This window comes from Rahnella sp. PAMC25559, assembly GCF_050632365.1.
In the GTDB taxonomy this organism is placed as follows: domain Bacteria; phylum Pseudomonadota; class Gammaproteobacteria; order Enterobacterales; family Enterobacteriaceae; genus Rahnella; species Rahnella rivi.
The window spans coordinates 4,129,867-4,147,999 of sequence record NZ_CP192543.1 but is presented as its reverse complement, the minus strand read 5'-3'; the positions used below and the strand labels follow the sequence as shown (position 1 = coordinate 4,147,999).

The 18,133-nt window shown below is 56.4% G+C and carries 19 protein-coding genes; 9 read left to right on the top strand and 10 right to left on the bottom strand.

Going from position 1 to position 18,133, the window contains the following annotated elements:
* Nucleotides 1-49: 49 nt before the first annotated feature.
* Entirely contained in the window at nucleotides 50-520 is a 471-nt protein-coding gene (locus ACQZQY_RS20085) for a formate hydrogenlyase regulator HycA (RefSeq protein ID WP_122097492.1), read from the bottom strand.
* 333 nt (nucleotides 521-853) lie between these two features.
* Between ACQZQY_RS20085 and hypA the strand changes: the two genes are divergently transcribed.
* From hypA to ACQZQY_RS20050, 7 genes are all read left to right on the top strand, one after another.
* On the top strand, nucleotides 854-1,198 hold the full coding sequence (gene hypA / locus ACQZQY_RS20080) for a hydrogenase maturation nickel metallochaperone HypA (RefSeq protein WP_056774386.1): 345 nt from the start codon (nucleotides 854-856) through the stop codon (nucleotides 1,196-1,198).
* A gap of 28 nt (nucleotides 1,199-1,226) precedes the next feature.
* A complete protein-coding gene (gene hypB, locus ACQZQY_RS20075) occupies nucleotides 1,227-2,030 on the top strand; it encodes a hydrogenase nickel incorporation protein HypB (protein WP_122097493.1) in 804 nt (267 codons plus the stop codon).
* On the top strand, nucleotides 2,021-2,299 hold the full coding sequence (locus tag ACQZQY_RS20070) for a HypC/HybG/HupF family hydrogenase formation chaperone (protein ID WP_431296279.1): 279 nt from the start codon (nucleotides 2,021-2,023) through the stop codon (nucleotides 2,297-2,299). The genes hypB and ACQZQY_RS20070 overlap by 10 nt, the downstream gene beginning before the upstream one ends.
* Nucleotides 2,299-3,453: a hydrogenase formation protein HypD gene (gene hypD, locus ACQZQY_RS20065; protein ID WP_390972763.1), complete on the top strand. Its 1,155-nt coding sequence runs from the start codon at nucleotides 2,299-2,301 to the stop codon at nucleotides 3,451-3,453. Before ACQZQY_RS20070 ends, hypD begins: the two co-directional genes overlap by 1 nt.
* Nucleotides 3,450-4,472, top strand: a complete 1,023-nt coding sequence (gene hypE, locus ACQZQY_RS20060) for a hydrogenase expression/formation protein HypE (RefSeq protein ID WP_431296278.1) — start codon at nucleotides 3,450-3,452, stop codon at nucleotides 4,470-4,472. The genes hypD and hypE overlap by 4 nt, the downstream gene beginning before the upstream one ends.
* 128 nt (nucleotides 4,473-4,600) lie before the next feature.
* Nucleotides 4,601-6,682: a formate hydrogenlyase transcriptional activator FlhA gene (gene flhA / locus ACQZQY_RS20055; RefSeq protein ID WP_235533422.1), complete on the top strand. Its 2,082-nt coding sequence runs from the start codon at nucleotides 4,601-4,603 to the stop codon at nucleotides 6,680-6,682.
* A 252-nt stretch (nucleotides 6,683-6,934) separates the two neighbouring features.
* Nucleotides 6,935-8,224 (top strand): glycoside hydrolase family 68 protein, encoded by a 1,290-nt coding sequence (locus ACQZQY_RS20050; RefSeq protein WP_431296277.1) that lies wholly within the window; start codon nucleotides 6,935-6,937, stop codon nucleotides 8,222-8,224.
* 57 nt (nucleotides 8,225-8,281) lie between these two features.
* Here the strand turns inward: ACQZQY_RS20050 and ACQZQY_RS20045 are convergent, their stop codons facing one another.
* Nucleotides 8,282-8,680, bottom strand: coding sequence for a tautomerase family protein (locus ACQZQY_RS20045; protein WP_136375694.1), 399 nt, complete (start codon nucleotides 8,678-8,680; stop codon nucleotides 8,282-8,284).
* A 15-nt stretch (nucleotides 8,681-8,695) separates the two neighbouring features.
* Entirely contained in the window at nucleotides 8,696-9,019 is a 324-nt protein-coding gene (locus ACQZQY_RS20040; RefSeq protein ID WP_238485227.1) for a carboxymuconolactone decarboxylase family protein, read from the bottom strand.
* 105 nt (nucleotides 9,020-9,124) lie between these two features.
* Between ACQZQY_RS20040 and ACQZQY_RS20035 the strand changes: the two genes are divergently transcribed.
* Entirely contained in the window at nucleotides 9,125-10,006 is an 882-nt protein-coding gene (locus ACQZQY_RS20035) for a LysR substrate-binding domain-containing protein (protein ID WP_431296276.1), read from the top strand.
* A gap of 10 nt (nucleotides 10,007-10,016) precedes the next feature.
* On the opposite strand, the gene ACQZQY_RS20030 is transcribed toward ACQZQY_RS20035, so the two are convergent.
* Nucleotides 10,017-10,217: a DNA polymerase III subunit theta gene (locus ACQZQY_RS20030; protein ID WP_056774278.1), complete on the bottom strand. Its 201-nt coding sequence runs from the start codon at nucleotides 10,215-10,217 to the stop codon at nucleotides 10,017-10,019.
* Between the two features lie 43 nt (nucleotides 10,218-10,260).
* Nucleotides 10,261-11,199, bottom strand: a complete 939-nt coding sequence (locus ACQZQY_RS20025) for a hypothetical protein (RefSeq protein WP_431296275.1) — start codon at nucleotides 11,197-11,199, stop codon at nucleotides 10,261-10,263.
* 221 nt (nucleotides 11,200-11,420) lie between these two features.
* Between ACQZQY_RS20025 and yghX the strand changes: the two genes are divergently transcribed.
* Nucleotides 11,421-12,326 (top strand): YghX family hydrolase, encoded by a 906-nt coding sequence (yghX, locus tag ACQZQY_RS20020; RefSeq protein WP_431296274.1) that lies wholly within the window; start codon nucleotides 11,421-11,423, stop codon nucleotides 12,324-12,326.
* 68 nt (nucleotides 12,327-12,394) lie between these two features.
* Here yghX and yghU read toward each other — a convergent pair whose 3' ends face one another.
* The 5 genes from yghU to ACQZQY_RS19995 all read right to left on the bottom strand — a co-directional run bounded on the left by yghU (nucleotide 12,395) and on the right by ACQZQY_RS19995 (nucleotide 18,129).
* Nucleotides 12,395-13,240, bottom strand: a complete 846-nt coding sequence (yghU, locus tag ACQZQY_RS20015) for a glutathione-dependent disulfide-bond oxidoreductase (protein WP_056774288.1) — start codon at nucleotides 13,238-13,240, stop codon at nucleotides 12,395-12,397.
* Nucleotides 13,241-13,346: 106 nt separating this feature from the next.
* On the bottom strand, nucleotides 13,347-14,120 hold the full coding sequence (locus ACQZQY_RS20010; RefSeq protein WP_431296273.1) for an SDR family NAD(P)-dependent oxidoreductase: 774 nt from the start codon (nucleotides 14,118-14,120) through the stop codon (nucleotides 13,347-13,349).
* Between the two features lie 15 nt (nucleotides 14,121-14,135).
* Nucleotides 14,136-15,032: a dihydrodipicolinate synthase family protein gene (locus ACQZQY_RS20005; protein ID WP_431297219.1), complete on the bottom strand. Its 897-nt coding sequence runs from the start codon at nucleotides 15,030-15,032 to the stop codon at nucleotides 14,136-14,138.
* 2 nt (nucleotides 15,033-15,034) lie between these two features.
* Nucleotides 15,035-16,744, bottom strand: coding sequence for a dihydroxy-acid dehydratase (ilvD, locus tag ACQZQY_RS20000; RefSeq protein WP_431296272.1), 1,710 nt, complete (start codon nucleotides 16,742-16,744; stop codon nucleotides 15,035-15,037).
* Nucleotides 16,741-18,129, bottom strand: coding sequence for an MFS transporter (locus ACQZQY_RS19995; protein WP_235533424.1), 1,389 nt, complete (start codon nucleotides 18,127-18,129; stop codon nucleotides 16,741-16,743). The genes ilvD and ACQZQY_RS19995 overlap by 4 nt, the downstream gene beginning before the upstream one ends.
* Between the last annotated feature and the right edge of the window lie 4 nt (nucleotides 18,130-18,133).

Genomic DNA, 18,133 nt, shown 5'->3' with positions numbered 1-18,133 from the left:
GCGAGGGGGTATTTATTTTCGCCACGCCGTGAAAATGAATTCCGCAGGATTATTTTTCCTGAATCAGCAATTTTTCTAATTGCGGTAAAACGGCCTGATTGTTATGCAGGGAATCGAACAGGCACTGATAAATAGCGGAAATCTTATTCAGGTAATGTTCCTGTACCGCATGTTTGTCACGGATATCCACCACATCGTCGAGATGGCCGTCCTCGCTCAGTCTGGCGTGGGCAAACGCTTTAAAGTCCGGTTCTTCGCTGGCCGGTGCCATGTTCAGGCTGTAAATCACGTCCTGACTGTAAAAGTCATCGCTCAGATGAATGCTGACCGAGAAATGGTTAAACAGCGTGAAGCGAATGTCCTGCTCTTCGCTACAGGTAAACTCATGATTTATTTTCTTATTTGTTGTGGTGATCGCCTGAATCAGGCTGTTCTGATAGGTGTGCCAGTGTGATTTCAGCTGATTATTTTTGCTGGCAATGTAATCCGCTTTAGTGGTCAGTTCGCTGAGAGTGCTCATGGTGGTTACCCGTTGTTGAGTTCTGTAAGGGTGCCATTTCGAAATGTCAGATGACGACGAAAATACGGCGCATAGGGCTGTATTGGCATAAAGCGTGCCAGTTGCGGAATTTTTCTGTTAACTGCTTTAAATTCAGGTTGTTGGATATTTTTCGTATTAACAGGGATGCGGAAGGGAAATTAAATGACATGTCGATGACACCTTATTTCGACATATATGACGGGGGCGGCCTTGGCATGACAGACCGGCGGAAATATTTCCTTATCAGCTCATGAATACACTCTGGCATTAATATTGCAGCGCACTGTCATCATTTTTAAAAGAGCGGACGCTATGCACGAAATAACCCTGTGCCAGAATGCCGTCGAATTAATGCAGCAATTTGCCCGGCAAAATAATGCCCGCCGGATCACCGCCGTGTGGATGGAAGTGGGGGCATTTTCCTGCGTCGAGCCTGACGCGCTGACATTCTGTTTTGAACTGGCCTGCCGCGAAACGCTGGCCGAAGGCTGCGAGCTGCATCTTGCGACACCTGCGGCAGAGTGCTGGTGTCACGATTGTCAGCTCGACATCCGTCTGCTCAGCCCCGGCGTACTGCTTTGCCCGCTGTGCGGCGGCCGTCATGTCCGCGTTGTTGCTGACGACGGCATGAAATTAAAACGTATTGAAATCGAATAACGGGCGCGTTTTGCCCCGGGAGAAAATTATGTGCAGTACCTGCGGTTGTGCCAGTGGCGAACTTCGGATTGAAGGCGTCAGCAGTGAACATCTCCATCAACATTCCCATCAGCACCCTCACGACGCGTCGCCACATTTCCACTCTCATGATGATCATTCCCACGGCCTGCCGTTTGCGCCGCGCCGCCTGATTGATATCGAAATGGACGTGCTGGCGAAGAATAATCACATTGCGGCGCATAACCGCGAGCACTTTGCCAGTGCGTCGATCCTGGCGCTGAATCTGGTGTCCAGCCCCGGATCCGGCAAAACGACGTTGCTGACCAGCACGCTGACCCGTCTGGCATCGCAGGTGAGCTGCGCGGTGGTGGAAGGCGATCAGCAAACCACCAATGATGCTGACCGCATTCGCGCCACCGGGGTGCCGGCGATTCAGGTGAATACCGGTAAAGGCTGCCATCTCGACGCGCAAATGGTGCACGACGCGGTACACCAGCTGGCACCTGAAAACGGCAGCCTGCTGTTTATCGAAAACGTCGGGAATCTGGTGTGCCCCGCCAGTTTCGATCTCGGCGAGCGTCATAAAGTGGCGGTGCTTTCCGTCACCGAAGGCGAAGACAAACCGCTGAAATATCCGCATATGTTTGCCGCTTCCCGGCTGATGATCCTCAATAAAATCGATCTGCTGCCTTACGTGACGTTTGACGTTGAGGTTTGCATTGCCAATGCGCGCCAGGTGAACCCGGACATTGAGGTGATTCAGCTCTCCGCGACCACCGGTGAGGGGATGGCGCGTTGGCTGGCGTGGCTGGAGCAACAGCGATGTGCATAGGCATTCCGGGGCAAATCGTTGCCCTGCACGATCAGCAACCTGACCACGCCTGGGCGCAGGTGTGCGGAATGCGCCGCGAGGTGAATATCGCGCTGGTCGGCGGTGAGAACCGGCAGGCGCTGATCGGCTGCTGGGTATTGATCCACGTCGGTTTCGCGCTGAGCAAACTCGACGAACAGGAGGCGCAGGAAACGCTGGCGGCGCTGCACGCCATGGAGGAAGTGGAAGCCGACGTCGCGCTGTTCCTCGGCAGAGGGGAGGCCAGATAATGCGATTTGTCGATGAATTCCGCGATCCTAAACTTGCCAAAACGCTGATCGAACGGCTGCATCAGCGGGCGGCGCAACTGCCTTACAGCGCCGCAAAACCGATGCAGATTATGGAAGTCTGCGGCGGCCACACCCACGCTATTTTCAAATTCGGGCTGGATAAACTGCTGCCACCGCAGCTTGAGTTTATCCACGGGCCGGGGTGTCCGGTCTGCGTATTGCCGATGGGGCGCATCGACGCCTGCTGTGAAATCGCCGCGCACCCTGAAGTGATTTTCTGCACCTTTGGCGATGCGCTGCGGGTGCCGGGTAAACAGGGTTCGCTGTTACAGGCGCGCGAACGGGGCGCAGACGTGCGCGTGGTCTATTCGCCGCTCGATGCGCTGAAACTGGCGCGGGAAAACCCGGCGCGTCAGGTGGTGTTTTTCGCCCTTGGTTTTGAAACCACGCTGCCGGTGACCGCCGTGACGCTGCAACAGGCGCGGCGTGAAGGTCTGATGAACTTCAGCGTGTTCTGCCAGCACATCAGCCTGATCCCCACCTTGCGCAGCCTGCTGCAACAAGACGACGTGCGCATCGATGCGTTCCTCGCCCCCGGCCACGTCAGCATGGTGATCGGCACGGCGCCGTATCACTTTATCAATACGCAATTTGGTAAACCGCTGGTGATCAGCGGATTTGAACCGCTGGATATGCTGCAAAGCGTTCTGATGCTGGTGGAACAAGTTTGCGAGGCATCGTGTAAAACCGAAAACCAGTACCGCCGCGTGGTGCCGGAAGAGGGTAACCTGCTGGCACAGGACGCCATGCGCGAGGTGTTTGTGCTGTCGGGCAGCAGCGAATGGCGCGGTCTGGGGCTGATAGAAAATTCCGGTATTTCGCTGACTGCCGGGTACGCGGCATTCGATGCCGAGCGGCGCTTTAACCCGCAGGCGCAGTCGGTCGCCGACGATCCGCGTGCACGCTGCGGCGAAGTGCTGACCGGACGCTGCAAGCCGCATCAGTGCCCGCTGTTTGGCACCGGTTGCACGCCGCATAACGCATTCGGTGCGCTGATGGTGTCGTCCGAAGGCGCCTGCGCCGCGTGGTATCAGTACCGGCATCAGGAAACGCAACGCGTGCAGACGCATCAACGACAGAAGGTGGCAGGATGAGTAACCGTAATGACGTGGTGACCATGGCGCACGGCAGCGGCGGGCGGGCGATGCAGCAGATGATCGAACGGACGTTTCGCGCCGCATTTGATAACCCCTGGCTTAACGAATGTGAAGACGGCGCGCGGCTGAACCTGGCCGATCTCACCCGTCAGGGAGACCGGCTGGCATTCACCACTGACAGCTACGTTATCGATCCGATTTTCTTTCCCGGCGGCAACATTGGCAAACTGGCGGTGTGCGGCACGGCGAACGATCTGGCCGTCAGCGGCGCAACACCGGCTTATCTCTCCTGCGGATTCATTCTCGAAGAGGGGTTGCCGCTGGCGGATTTGCAGAAAATCGTCGGCGCAATGGCGAAGACCGCCCGCGATGCGGGCATTGCCATCGTGACCGGCGACACCAAAGTGGTGCAGCGCGGCGCGGCGGACAAAATCTTTATCAATACCGCCGGGATTGGCGTGATCCCCACCTCAGTGAAGTGGGCGGCGAAAACCCTCGAGGCCGGAGACAAAGTGATTGTCAGCGGCACACTCGGCGATCACGGTGCGGCGATCCTGAATCTGCGGGAACAGCTGGGTATGGATCTCGGGGTGGAAAGTGACTGCGCCGTGCTGGCCCCGATGATTGCGCCGCTGCGTGCGCTGGCCGGTGTCCACGCACTGCGGGATGCCACCCGCGGCGGGGTCAATGCCATTTTGCATGAGTTTTGCGAGGCCAGCGGTTTCGGGATCTGCATCGACGAAGATGCCCTGCCGGTGAAACCGGCGGTGCGCGGTATTTGCGAGCTGCTGGGGCTTGAGCCGCTCAATTTTGCCAACGAAGGCAAACTGGTGCTGGTGGTGTCCCCGCAGGTGGAAAAGGCGGTGCTGGATATCCTGCACAGCCATCCTCTGGGCATCGATGCCCGGACCATTGGCGAGGTGACGGAACATCCGCAGGTCTGTTTACGGGGTGCGCTGGGCGTCGTCCGCCAGCTGATGTTGCCCCATGCGGAGCCGTTACCCCGCATTTGTTGATCTCGGCAGGGAGTGGCCTGCCATGAAAGGGGTAGACTTTTGGTCTGCCCCTTCGGAGAAATTTTTGCAACCCAGTTATGCAACTGAAAGAACAGGTATCCAGAGCTAACGCTATGCAGAGTGCAACAATGAGCATCACAAAACATAAAGGGTTACTGGAACTGACGCGCACGCTGTTGCTGCAACAGACCATGGTTTCACTGCTGGAAACCCTGACGCAGGTGGTTCAGAGTGCCGGTATCGCCGAAGCGGTGACGCTGGTGTTATTTGACAGCAACAGCGATCGCGTCAGTTTTTACGGTATCGATCCACACCATCAGCCGGTCAGTTATGAAGATGAAACCCTGTTAGCCACCGGGCCGGTGCACGGCCTGCTGAACAACCCTAAAACGCAGGTGTGGCGCAGCGAAGCGCTGAACCTGCGCTATCCGCAACTGGCTGCGCTGAATCTGTATCCGCCGTTTACCGATTATTGTCTGGTGCCGCTGCTGGCCTCCACCGGCCTGCTCGGCGGCTGCGAGTTTACCCGCCAGCACGATCGTCCGTTCAGCGAGGAAGACAACGCGGGTCTGCATGAACTCTGCATGCTGGCCGCCATCGCCGTCGAACAGATCCGGTTGCGTGAAAATGCACAGTTTCAGCACTCCCTGCTGCGTCATGAACGTGACGATTTTCGCATTCTGGTGGATATCACCAACGCGGTGCTGTCCAAGCTGGATCTCGATGAACTGACCGGCGAAATCGCCAAAACCATCCACCATTTCTTTCACATCAACGCCATCAGCATCGTGTTATGCGATGCCGAAAAAGAGACGGAACCGGCCAGCGTCTATGCCACGCATTACGTGCAGGCGCACGTGGCGGAACGTGAACAATCACGGATGGCGCTGGAGGGCACCCTTGAACAGCAGGTGATGAAAAGCGGCGAGATGCTGCTGACTAACGTGCGGCCAGACGCAGAGCGGGAAAGCGAAGAGAGCACGCTGTTCCATTTGCTGTGGCGGGAGCAGACCAAAACGCTGTGTATTCTGCCGCTGCGTTTCGGCCATAAAACGCTGGGCGTACTCAAACTGGCGCAGTGCCAGCCGGACAATTTTAATTCTGCGAATCTGCGTCTGCTGCAACAAATAGCAGAACGTATCGCCATCGCGGTAGACAACGCACTGGCCTATCAGGAAATCAAAAGCCTGAAAGAAAAACTGCAACACGAAAACCTGTATCTCACCGAGCAGATCAACAGCAATAACCCGGATTTCAGCGATATTGTCGGGCGCAGTTCAAGTATGTCAGCGGTGCTGAAACAGGTGGAAATCGTCGCGAAAAGTGACTGCTCGGTGCTGATCCTCGGCGAAACCGGCACCGGTAAAGAGCTTATCGCCAGAGCGATCCACAATCTCGGCGATCGTCGTGACCAGCGAATGGTGAAAATGAACTGTGCGGCCATGCCCGCCGGGCTGATGGAAAGTGATTTATTCGGCCATGAAAAAGGCTCTTTTACCGGCGCGACCGCACAACGGATGGGGCGCTTCGAGCTGGCGGACAAAGGTACGCTGTTTCTGGATGAGGTCGGAGAAATCCCCCTCGAGCTGCAACCTAAACTTTTGCGCATCCTCCAGGAACAGGAGTTTGAACGGGTAGGCGGTAACAAACTGATTTCGGTCAACGTGCGGATGATCGCCGCCACCAACCGGGATTTGCAGCAGATGGTGGCTGACAAAGAATTTCGCAGCGATCTGTTTTACCGGCTGAACGTTTTTCCGATCATTATTCCGCCGCTGCGCGAGCGCCCGGAAGATATTCCGCAACTGGTGAAATTCCTCACTTATAAAATCGCTAAACGCATGAAGCGCACCATCGACAGTATTCCGGCGGAAACCCTGCGCCTGCTGAGCCGTATGCCGTGGCCCGGTAATGTGCGTGAGCTGGAAAATGTCATTGAACGCGCGGTGCTGCTGACGCGCGGCACGGTATTAGATCTGCAACTTCCCGAGCTGAATTACCCGCTGACCACCTTGCCGGTGGTCGCGCCACAGGTGAAGACGGACGCGGTGGCGCAACTCAGCGATCAGGATGAACGGGAACGCATCCTGGCCGTGCTGAAAGAAACCAATGGCGTGGTGGCCGGGCCGCGTGGTGCCGCACAGCGCCTCGGGCTAAAGCGCACCACGTTATTATCACGGATGAAAAAGCTGGGTATTGCCGCCAGATAATAAACATCCCAATCATGTAAATACCGATAAAAAACCCTGACTCCGCCTCAGGGTTTTTTATTTTAAATCCACAGGTTAATTATTTGTACGTCCTGTGAGCCGCCACCGGACGCCAACTGCTTTATCAGAAAATCCTCAGGGTTCAGTATTCATTCTGTCGGCAACGCTTCGTGAATAAATATTATCGAGCGCAGCGAAACCGGCAAATTAATTAATTTGAATCTTTTGAATTTTATAATGATGAGGTGGTTTATGAGTAACGTAATTGAAAAAGGCTTACAGGAACAGGCGGCGAAAAAGCCGAGTATCTGGACCCGTGCCGATGCCCTGAAAGTGAATGAAAATGACCCGACCACAACGCAACCACGCGTCAGCGGTGACTTCCCGGTCATGAGTGATGAGGTGTTTATCTGGGACACCATGCCGCTGCGTGACATTGACGGTAACGTACTGTCGGTCGATGGCTGGTCAGTCATCTTTACCCTGACGGCAGACCGTCAGCCACATGATCCGGCAAATATTGATGCCAATGGCAATTATGATATTACCCTCGACTGGAATAACCGACATGGCCGCGCCAAAATTTGCTACTGGTATTCCGCAACCGGGAAAGACTGGGTATTTGGTGGCCGCGTAATGGCTGAAGGAGTTTCTCCTACAGTGCGCGAATGGGCGGGTTCACCGGTATTAATAAATAATAAAGGGGAAGTGGATTTATATTATACGGCGGTAACACCGGGTGCGACGATTGTAAAAGTCCGTGGACGCGTGATCACCACTCAGCAGGGTGTTGAGGTGGCGGATTTTACTGCGGTGAAACCGCTGTTTGACGCCGACGGGAAAATCTATCAGACCGAAACCCAAAACCCTTACTGGGGCTTTCGCGACCCGTTCCCGTTCCGCGACCCGAAAAGCGGCAAGCTGTATATGTTGTTTGAAGGGAATGTGGCGGGCGATCGCGGTTCCCACGTGGTCGGGCCGGATGAAATCGGTGATGTGCCGCCGGGCTATGAAGACGTGGGCAATTCGCGCTATCAGACGGCGTGCATCGGTATCGCGCAAGCGGCAGATGAAAACGGCGACAGCTGGACATTGCTGCCCCCGTTGCTGACGGCGGTCGGGGTAAACGATCAGACAGAACGCCCGCACTTTGTGTTCCAGGACGGGAAATATTATCTGTTCACCATCAGCCATAAATTCACCTATGGCGAAGGGGTGACCGGTCCGGACGGGGTTTACGGTTTTGTCAGTGACGCACTGTTCGGCCCGTATGTGCCGCTGAACGGCTCCGGCCTGGTGCTGGGTAACCCGCCTTCACAGCCTTACCAGACCTATTCCCACTATGTGATGCCTAACGGTCTGGTCACGTCGTTTATCGACAGCGTTCCGGTCGATAAAGCCACCACCGGTCTGGATTACCGCATCGGCGGCACAGAAGCGCCGACCGTGAAAATCAAGCTCAAAGGCGAACAGACGTTTGTGGTCGGTGAGTACGATTACGGTTACATCCCGCCAATGGCTGATGTGATTCTGCAGGCATAATTTTACGCTGACTGTATCTCAGGCTGCCTTCGGGCAGCCTTTTCTGCGTGGCTGCGGTTATTTTCCTGCCAGCTGAAACATCTCTCCGTGGCTGAATGACCAGTCTTCCGGCTGGGTAAAAGTTACCACTACCATCACATCCGCCGCAGAAATGCCCAGCGCGGCATGTAATTTATCGGCCAGATGACGGAACAGCTGCTGTTTCTGATAACCGTTGCGCGGTTTGCCTGCGGTGATGTGAAACAGCAAAAAATCGTCTGAGCGCCGGTCATTTTCTCCGGCTAAATAGGTCGGGTTGATCACCCGCTGGCCGCGGCTGGCGGGTTCGAATAGTTGAAAACAATCCTCTTTGGGGACAGAGAAATGATCGACCAGCGTCTCCTGTAAAATGGCAGAAATGGCGTCCTGCCAGGCATCTGCACGGTGAGCGGGTAACGAAATTCGGCTGAAAGGCATTGTCAGATCCTCCGGTTACTGATCGTTGAGAGCGGCGAAGCGGGTCAGGGCTGACGCGGCGGCGGGCCATCCGGCATAAAACGCCAGATGGGTGATCACTTCTGCCAGCTCGGCGTGGCCGACACCGTTTTTAACGGCCAGATCCAGATGGAAGGGCAGTTGTTCACTGCGGTTCAGGGCAATCAGCGCGGCCACGGTGATCATGCTGCGGTCACGCGGGGAAAGTTCGTCTCTGTGCCAGAGATCGCCAAACAGCACCTGTTCGGTCAGTTCTGCCAGTTTTGGCGTCAGGCGCGCCATGTTTTCAGGCGGGCGCAGGGAAGGGGGCGTTGTGCTCATATCAGGCTCCATGTTTGTCGGTGTGAAAAGGAGCATAAGGCGTTATAATTATCCTGAATATCGAAAATATCAGCAGCATTACTTCATAAATACGGGATGATTAGCGTGTCGAAAAGGCCAGTGACTTTTGATTCAGAGGCGTTGCGCAGTTTTGTGACCGGCATTGAGCTGGGAAGTTTTGTGCTGGCCGCCGACCGGCTGGGGCGTTCGACCTCCGCCGTCAGCGCACAGCTGAAAAAGCTGGAGCAACAGGCGGGGACGGATCTGGTGCAGAAATCCGGACGACACCTGATTTTGACCGAACGCGGTGAAGTGATGCTGAGCTATGCGCGACGGATCCTCAGCCTGAACGACGACGCCAGCGCAGCGCTGCGGGCGGTCGTGCCGGGTGGCAGCCTCAGCGTGGGCATGCAGGAAGATTTCGGCGAAATCCTGTTACCGGCCATTCTCGGGCAATTTACCCGCACCCATCCGCAGGTGCAGATTTCGGCCAGCATTACCCGTAACCGGCAGTTGCTTGAGGGGATCCGGCACAATGAGTTCGATCTGGCGCTGTGCTGGCAGGCCGAAGAGACGCTGCTTTTCCCGTCCAGCCAGTCGCTGGGGCGGGTGCCTTTGCGCTGGATTGGCCCGGCGAATTTCCCCATCAGCGAAATGTTGGCCTCCGGTGAACCGCTGCCGCTGCTGGTGTTTGACGCGCCATGCCTGATGCGCAGTGCGGCAACCGCGTCGCTGGATCGCGCCGGAATTCCCTGGCGGATCGCCTTTACCAGCCGCAGTCTGAGCGGAATTTGGGCGGCAACCTCGGCGGGGCTGGGGGTGACGTTGCGTACCGGTTTCGGTCTGCCGGCGTCGTTACATTGCCTGAGCGAACTGCCTGCGGCGGGGGATGTGGGCATCAGCCTCCATCAGAGCGAGACGCTGCCCGGCGAGGCGGCGAGGCATCTGAAAGAGGCGATTATCGCTTTCTTTGCGCACGCAGGCTGAGCCGCGCGGATTACTTTTTCGCTGGCTGCTGGCGGTAATGTTCCAGACGCTCGCGAAAATAGGCGCGCAGATGTTCCGGCTGCTCCATTTCCACTTCATCGGCATTCACCGGCAGATTATTGCGCTCGCGCACCGCGACAGTCCCGGCCGCGAGCCCGGCACTCACTTTGTCCATTTCTTCTTTACTGAGCCCTGCGAGTGATGTGTTCATGGTGTCTCCTTTAACTGAATGGTTACGTTGTCCCGCACTGTCTTTATTCTGCTGCCGTTCCGGCCAGGGTTTTCAGCATGCCGTCAGCGCAATACTTCTCCAGCAATGCCAGATCGGTTTCCTGATGCGCTGAGGAAAGAAAGCGGGCAATAGCGTCGTGGTCGTCTTCTCCCCAGATAAAGATTTTGTCGGGATGATAAAAAGCATGATCTTTTATCGAGGCATTATTGGTTATCAGCTTTTTGTTGAATGCCATTGCTTCGAGCGCGCGCAGCGTTAATCCGCGTTGGCCGGGCTTATTGATTTCGAGCACGACGGTGGAACGTTTGAGTTTTTCAATATTTTGCTGATAACTGAGTTTTTGATTGATGCAGAAGGCCGGGTAATGGGGGTTTTCCGCATCACCGCCCACCAGATAAAAGTCCGGCTGGCACTGATTTTCCTGCAACAACGGCGCCAGTTGGTTAATCAGACTGGCCCGGCCATCATCATAGCCACCGACATAAAAGCATGAGTGCGCAGACGGGGCGTTTGCCGGTTCAGCCCGCCACGCCGCGATGTCGTTGCGGGTGAAGGGTAAAAACTGATCGACATAGGCAAGTTGATATTTCAGGCAATCTTCCGGGTCGAAACTGTAGATAACGTCAAAAACAGGTTTCACTCTGTCCAGATAGTTTTCATTGTCGGAAAGCAATTTCAGGCGGCGACGCTTAGAGGTCAGTGCCGACACGGCGTCACGCAAAACGAGGATCTTTTTACAACGCAGCGGCGCAATCAGATCCAGCAACAGAAACGCGCTGTAACCATTGCAAATGATCACATCGTTATCAGCGACATGCCGGAATTTTATCGCACTTTGCCATCTGGCATGGCAGCGCCTGAGCGTGTTTCCAGGCAGGAGATTTTGCACAGACTTGAAATGCTGTTTGACGCGATAAATCTCACTGACGTTGAAGTCTTTTTTGAGGGCAGACGTCATCATCCTTTCGTATTCTGAGTTCCACTCAACGAAATGTATGTTGGCTGCTTTCCTTTGATGATTACCCATTACGCTCCCCTTTTTTATCCCGCAGTCTACCATTTCCGGTGCGCAAAGGGGGCGCGTAAGGCGCCCGGATTCGCCTGGTATTTCACAATTGGTTTACAAAATCGCCAGAATCAGGTCATTATTCAGGCTTCTTTTGCACTGAACGGAGCCTCAAGATGACGCGAATGACGGCCAAAGATTTTCCCCCTGAACTCCTCGAATACTTTGATTTCTACGTGCATGGCAAGATGACCAAACGGGAATTTCTCGATCTCTCGGCGAAATTTGTGGTCGGCGGATTATCGGCGGCGGCGCTCACCACGCTGATGACACCGAATTATGCCTATGCCGAGCAGGTCGAATTTACCGATCCGGACATTGTGGCGGAATATATTCAGTATCCGTCGCCGCAGGGGCACGGCAGCGTGCGCGGGTATCTGGTGCGTCCGGCAAAAGCCACCGGCAAGGTGCCGGGCGTGGTGGTGGTGCATGAAAATCGCGGGCTGAATCCCTACATCGAAGACGTGGCGCGCCGCGTGGCGAAAGCCGGATACATCGCGCTGGCACCGGATGGCCTCAGCTCGGTGGGCGGTTATCCCGGTAACGATGAAAAGGGGCGCGAGCTGCAAAAAGGCGTTGATCCGACCAAGCTGATGAATGATTTCTTCGCCGCCATCGAATTTCTGATGCACCACGATACCGCCACCGGCAAAGTCGGCATCACCGGTTTCTGTTACGGCGGCGGGGTGGCGAATGCCACGGCGGTGGCCTATCCCGAACTGGCGGCGGCGGTGCCTTTTTACGGGCGTCAGCCAAAAGCAGAAGACGTGGCACGCATCAAAGCGCCGTTGCTGCTGCATTACGCCGAGCTGGATAAGCCGATCACCGAAGGCTGGCCCGCGTATGAAGCCGCGCTCAAAGCCAATAACAAGGTTTATGAAGGGTATGTCTATCCCGGCGTAAATCACGGGTTCCATAATGATTCGACGCCGCGTTATGACAAAGCGGCAGCGGATCTGGCGTGGGAAAGAACCCTGGCCTGGTTTAAAAAGTATCTTGATCCACAGACGGAAACCGCCTGACGGCACGTGCATAAAACAAAAGGGCGGGATCGCAAAATCCCGCCCTTTTTTTACGTTTCAGACGCCGGTCAGGATTTCAGAACGCCGTCGAAATCTGATGCATCATGACGTTCTTCCAGTTGCTCATCGCCCCAGGTGCGGTTGACAATGCGCCCGCGTTTCACCGCCGGACGGCTGGCAACCTCTTCGGCCCAGCGCTGGAAGTGCTTGTAGGACTGAATGTCGAGGAACTCAGCAGACTCATACAGCCCGCCCTGCGCCAGACTGCCGTACCAGGTGAAAATGGCGATATCGGCAATGGTGTACTCTTCCCCGGCAATAAAACGGTGCTCCGCCAGCTGGCGGTCTAACACGTCGAGCTGGCGTTTGGCTTCCATCGTAAAGCGGTTAATGGCGTATTCGATTTTGACCGGTGCGTAATGGTAGAAGTGGCCGAAACCACCGCCCAGATACGGCGCGGAGCCTTGCAGCCAGAACAACCAGTTCAGGGTTTCGGTGCGTCCGGCGAGATCTTTTGGCAGGAACTTGCCGAACTTCTCTGCCAGATACAGCAGGATGTTGCCGGATTCAAACACGCGGATCGGCGGGGTGGTGGAGTTATCCAGCAGCGCGGGGATTTTCGAGTTCGGGTTGACGTCTACAAAGCCGCTGGAGAACTGATCGCCTTCGTTGATGCGGATGATAAACGCATCGTACTCTGCGCCGCTGATGCCCAGCGCCAGTAACTCTTCCAGCAGAATAGTCACTTTCTGGCCGTTCGGCGTGCCGAGGGAATAGAGCTGCAACGGATGCCTGCCGACCGGCAATGTTTTTTCATGAGTCGGGCCCGCTATCGGGCGGTTGATGTTCGAGAATTTACTGACTTCGTCTTTATTCCAGGTCCAGACTTTCGGTGGCTGATACTGTTCTGACATTGAAATCTCCGCATCTTTTTTTAGGTTAGGACAGAGAAGTCTAGCAGGAGATGAATAAGCGCGACGCTGAGAATGTGCCCTGCCGGATGCAGGGCACGCACAGGGCTTAATCCTGCATTAATGCGCTACGCCCGCCGTCCATGACGATGGTGGTACCGGCGATAAACCCGGCAGCCTGACTGGCTAAATACAGGCACAATTCGCCCACTTCTTCGGACGTACCGATGCGCCCGACCGGGTGTTTCCTGATGGTTTCCTCGCGCGAGGCTTCGCCGTCTTCATGGGCGTCAAACCACAGCTGATTGCCCGCCGTATCAATAAAACCGGGGGCGATCCCTACCGTGCGGATCGCCGGGCCCCATTCGATGGTCAGGCTTTGCACCAGCGAAAGCAGGGCGCGTTTGGTGATGTTGTAGGGCGCGCAGCCGGGCATGGTGGAAAACGCGTGATTCGAGGTCATGATCAGGATCACGCCTTTGGATTTTTCCAGCAATGCGCGGCAGCATTTGGCGATATACCAGTGCGAACGCAGGTTGAGATCCAGATTGTGATGCCAGTCTTCCGGTTCGCAGTCGATGCCTTTGAAAACGTTTTTACCGGCATTCGACACCAGCACATCCAGCCGGCCAAGGCGTGTTTCTACCTCTCTGATGAAATTCGCGATGGCGTCCGTTTTGGTGATATCGACGGAATAATAAAAGAACTGCTCCGGGAACTGCGCCTGCAATTTCATGGCGTGCGGGGCGTTATCCGCAGAAGAAAATGCGCAGCCAATCACGATGTCACCGTGATCCAGGAAGGTGCGTGCGATGGCGTGACCGATGCCCTGGCTGGCACCGGTGACGATCACAACGCGCGGGAATGTAAGCGTGGTAGTCATAAGAACTCCGCAACATTAAAGGGAAAAAGTGCTGATGAAGGTGTCGATCGACTGATGGTCTTCTGCCGTCAGTGTCCAGCCCGGATGGCGGCAGTAGTCGGTGGCGATGATCCCGCGTTTGTGCAAAATGGTTTTCTCCACCTGAATGATGTATTCACAGTGCGTCATCCAGCGGCGGATCCACGGTAAAAGCCGGGCGTGCAGTGCCCGCGCCTGATCGTGTTCGCCTGCCTGCCACAAACGGTAAATCTGCACGTAAATCTCGCTGAACGAACAGCCCGGCATCACGCCTTTGCCGCCCGCGCTGAGCATCTCCGGCATGTATAAACCCGCGTAACCGTTGAGCACACAGGCCTGCGGCGCGCGTTGCAGAAACTCACGGGTGTAATCCACCGGCGGATTGCATTCGATTTTAAACACCGCGTGCGGGTAGCGCCTGGCCACCTCGCTGAGCTTCTCCGGCGTAATCGACAAACCGGTTTCCCCCGGCGCGTACTGCACCATGACCGGAATCTCCACGGCTTCCAACACCGAGAAAATGTGGTGCGAAATCGCGGCGTTATCCGGTTGCAGGAAAAACGGTGGCAGCAGCATCAGGGCATCGGCGCCGCGTTTCTGATAATCCCGCGCCCGTTTCACCGCCACTTCGGTGCTGTGATCGGTGACGGACAGGGCGCGGAAAATGCCGCTGCCGCTCAGCGTGGAAATAAACTGATCGGCGAGCCGCAGCCGTTCGCTGTCCTCGAGTTTGGGGAATTCGCTGGCAATACCAAACAGCGTCAGCCCCTGAATGCCGGTGTCGGCAAGGTGGCCGAGCAGGCGGTCAACGCTCGCGTAATCCGGTTCGCCCTGCGCGGTGAAAGGCAGCGCGGCAATCGGATTGACGCCGCAAATCTGTGAAGATGAATACATCATTACACCTCGTCACGGTCGGCTAAGACCGCGCCCTGTGCGGCCGGTAATGCCCAGCGGCGGTATAAACGCAGGAAGCCGCGTGGCACCTGTTTTTCGACCGGCACCCAGTGTTGGCGGCGCATGGCCAGTACGTCTGCGCTGACGTTAAGCGTCAGCTCGCGGGTCGGAATATTGATGGTGATGATGTCGCCGTTTTCGACCAGCGCCAGATCGCCGCCGTCGCTGGCCTCCGGCGAAATATGGCCGACAAACAGCCCGCGGTTGGAGCCGGAGAAGCGCCCGTCGGTGATCAGCGCGCAGCTGTCAGACAGCCCCATGCCTTCGAGGCATTTCATCGGCTTGTACATTTCCGGCATTCCCGGCCCGCCTTTCGGCCCTTCGTAACGCAGCACCAGCGCACTGCCCGGCGGGATGTCGCCGGAAAGAATGGCGTCCACCGATTCCTGTTCGCTGTTAAACACCACCGCCGGGCCGCTAAAGATCATCAGGTCTTCCGGCACGGCCGCCGGTTTCACCACGCAGCCGAGCGGCGACAGATTGCCATGCAGCACCGCGACACCGGCTTCATTGCGCACCGGGATCGCCAGCGTATGAATGACTTCCGGACGCGAGGTTTCAGGCTGCGTTTCCAGCCACTGGCGCTTGGTCTGGCCGCTGACGGTCAGTGCATCCAGATGCATCAGCGCGCTGATTTCTTTCTCGACCGCCGTCACGCCACCGGCTTCCCAGAAGTCGATCATGTCGTGTTCTGACGCCGGATACAGCGCGGCGACCAGCGGCACGTGATGGCTGAGTTTGTCGAAATCCGACAGCGGCAGATGGCCGTATTCGGCTTCGTAATGAATGGCCTGTAAATGCAGGATGGCGTTGGTGGAGCCGCCGGTCGCCAGCAGGTAAATCATGGCGTTGCGGAGAGCGTCCGGCGTGATGATCTGGCGCGCATTCACGCCGCGTTTCACCAGATCTACCGCCGTCTGACCGGTGCGGAAGGCGCATTCCCGGCGCTGCGGTGAAATGGCGGGCAGCGTGCTGCTGCCGGGTAAACTCATGCCCATCACTTCGGCGATGCAGCACATGGTATTGGCGGTGCCGTACATGGTGCAGGAGCCGGGGCCGGGCTCGGCGATATCTTCGATGTGACGGAATTCTGCCTCGTCGATTTCACCGCGCTTTTTCCAGCCGATGGCTTCGGTCACGATGTTGCCGTCCCAGTCTTTGCCGTGATAGCGCGCCGGATACATCGGCCCGCCGTTGACCAGAATCGCCGGAATATCCAGACGTGCCGCCGCCATCAGCATGGCGGGCACGATTTTGTCGCACGAGCCGAGCATCACCATGCCGTCGAAACGGTGGGCGCGCATCATCACTTCAATGGAGCTTGCGATCACTTCGCGGGCGGCCAGAATGTAACGCATGCCCAGATGGCCTTCGGCGATGCCGTCGCACGGCGCAATGGTGCCAAATACCATGCCGACACCACCGGCTTCGTCAATGCCTTTGAGGACTTCGGCGGTCAGCTCATTGAGGTTCACATGACCGGCGGTGGCGTTGGTGTAGCTGTTCACCACGGCGATCACCGGACGGCGCAGTTGCTCATCGGTATGCCCCATCGACTTGTACAGCGCGCGTTTCAGTGCGCCGTCGTCTCCGCTTAATACCGGGTTAAAGTGGTCACCACAGGTTCCACATCCGTTACTGCATCCGCTCATACACTGCCTCTTTTTAATGATGATTCAACGCCGCTTTCAGCCGCTGGTTCAGGGCTGCGACGGGGATTAACCAGCCGTGCTGGTAACAAAAATATCAATGGCGCACACAGCAGCAGGAAGGCGGCGAGAATATACAGGCCCATGTTGGTGCTGCCGGTGTTGTCTTTCAGCCAGCCGAGAACGGTCGGGCCGAAGAATCCGGCCAGGTTGCCGACCGAGTTGACCAGCGCGATACCGGCCGCCGCCGCGGTGCCGGAAAGCAGCGTGCCGGGCAGGCTGATGTAGGTGGGGATCAGCGCCAGCGTGCCGGACATGGCTAAGCAAATCCACGCCATCATCCATACCGTTGAGCCGCTGCAATAGGCGCTCAGGCTCAGGCCGACCGCACCGATAATGGCGGGAATGGCGATATGCCAGCGGCGTTCACGGCGTAAATCTGAGTGGCGGCTGTTCCACACCATAAACACGGCGCCGAACACGTAAGGCAGGGCGGCGAGCAGGCCGATGTGAAAATCATCGGTCACGCCGGAGGTTTTGATGATCGACGGCAGCCAGAAATTAATGCCGTAGTAACCGATGTTAAAGCTGAAGAAAATCAGCGCCAGCAGCCAGACGTAGCCATTTTTAAACATCATTTTCAGGCTTTGCGGCGGTTTACCGGCGTTGGCTATCAGGCTGCGCTGACGGTCTGTTTCCAGATCCTCAGCGACAATCTGTTTCTCTTGTGCACTTAACCAGCGGGCGGCGTTGACGTCGTTATCAAGATATTTCAGTACCACAAAAGCCAGCAGGAAAGAGGGGATCGCCTCCACCACAAACAGCCATTGCCAGTTGTGCAGGCCATCGACGCCTTCAAAGGTTTTCAAAATCAAACCGGACAGCGGGCTGCCAATGATGGTGGACAGCGGCGTGACCAAAATGAACAGGCCGAGCGTGCGTGCCGAGCGCCACGACGGAAACCACAGCGTGAGATAAAAGACGATACCGGGGAAGAAACCGGCTTCGGCCACGCCGAGCAGGAAGCGCAGCACATAGAATTGCATCGGCGTGGTCACAAAGATCATCGCCGCTGACAGCACCGCCCAGCTGATCATGATCCGCGCTATCCAGAAGCGCGGGCCGTAGCGTTGCATCATCAGGTTGCTCGGCAGTTCAAACAGGAAATAACCGATGAAAAAGATACCGGCACCCAGCCCGTACACCGTGTCGCTGAAGTTCAGCGCATCCTGCATATGCAGTTTGGCAAAACCGATATTGACGCGATCCAGATACGCGAAGAAGTAGCACAGAATTAAAAACGGGATCAGGCGACGGGTGATTTTGCTGTACACCGCGTCAGCTCTGTTTTCAGAATGAATAATCGCCATAGGTTCTGATCTCTTCATTTCC

Coding starts and splice junctions, on each gene's coding strand:
- ACQZQY_RS20085 (WP_122097492.1), bottom strand. CDS start 520: ATGAGCACTCTCAGCGAACTGACCACTAAAGCGGATTACATTGCCAGC.
- hypA (WP_056774386.1), top strand. CDS start 854: ATGCACGAAATAACCCTGTGCCAGAATGCCGTCGAATTAATGCAGCAA.
- hypB (WP_122097493.1), top strand. CDS start 1,227: ATGTGCAGTACCTGCGGTTGTGCCAGTGGCGAACTTCGGATTGAAGGC.
- ACQZQY_RS20070 (WP_431296279.1), top strand. CDS start 2,021: ATGTGCATAGGCATTCCGGGGCAAATCGTTGCCCTGCACGATCAGCAA.
- hypD (WP_390972763.1), top strand. CDS start 2,299: ATGCGATTTGTCGATGAATTCCGCGATCCTAAACTTGCCAAAACGCTG.
- hypE (WP_431296278.1), top strand. CDS start 3,450: ATGAGTAACCGTAATGACGTGGTGACCATGGCGCACGGCAGCGGCGGG.
- flhA (WP_235533422.1), top strand. CDS start 4,601: ATGAGCATCACAAAACATAAAGGGTTACTGGAACTGACGCGCACGCTG.
- ACQZQY_RS20050 (WP_431296277.1), top strand. CDS start 6,935: ATGAGTAACGTAATTGAAAAAGGCTTACAGGAACAGGCGGCGAAAAAG.
- ACQZQY_RS20045 (WP_136375694.1), bottom strand. CDS start 8,680: ATGCCTTTCAGCCGAATTTCGTTACCCGCTCACCGTGCAGATGCCTGG.
- ACQZQY_RS20040 (WP_238485227.1), bottom strand. CDS start 9,019: ATGAGCACAACGCCCCCTTCCCTGCGCCCGCCTGAAAACATGGCGCGC.
- ACQZQY_RS20030 (WP_056774278.1), bottom strand. CDS start 10,217: ATGAACACATCACTCGCAGGGCTCAGTAAAGAAGAAATGGACAAAGTG.
- ACQZQY_RS20025 (WP_431296275.1), bottom strand. CDS start 11,199: ATGATGACGTCTGCCCTCAAAAAAGACTTCAACGTCAGTGAGATTTAT.
- yghX (WP_431296274.1), top strand. CDS start 11,421: ATGACGCGAATGACGGCCAAAGATTTTCCCCCTGAACTCCTCGAATAC.
- yghU (WP_056774288.1), bottom strand. CDS start 13,240: ATGTCAGAACAGTATCAGCCACCGAAAGTCTGGACCTGGAATAAAGAC.
- ACQZQY_RS20010 (WP_431296273.1), bottom strand. CDS start 14,120: ATGACTACCACGCTTACATTCCCGCGCGTTGTGATCGTCACCGGTGCC.
- ACQZQY_RS20005 (WP_431297219.1), bottom strand. CDS start 15,032: ATGTATTCATCTTCACAGATTTGCGGCGTCAATCCGATTGCCGCGCTG.
- ilvD (WP_431296272.1), bottom strand. CDS start 16,744: ATGAGCGGATGCAGTAACGGATGTGGAACCTGTGGTGACCACTTTAAC.
- ACQZQY_RS19995 (WP_235533424.1), bottom strand. CDS start 18,129: ATGAAGAGATCAGAACCTATGGCGATTATTCATTCTGAAAACAGAGCT.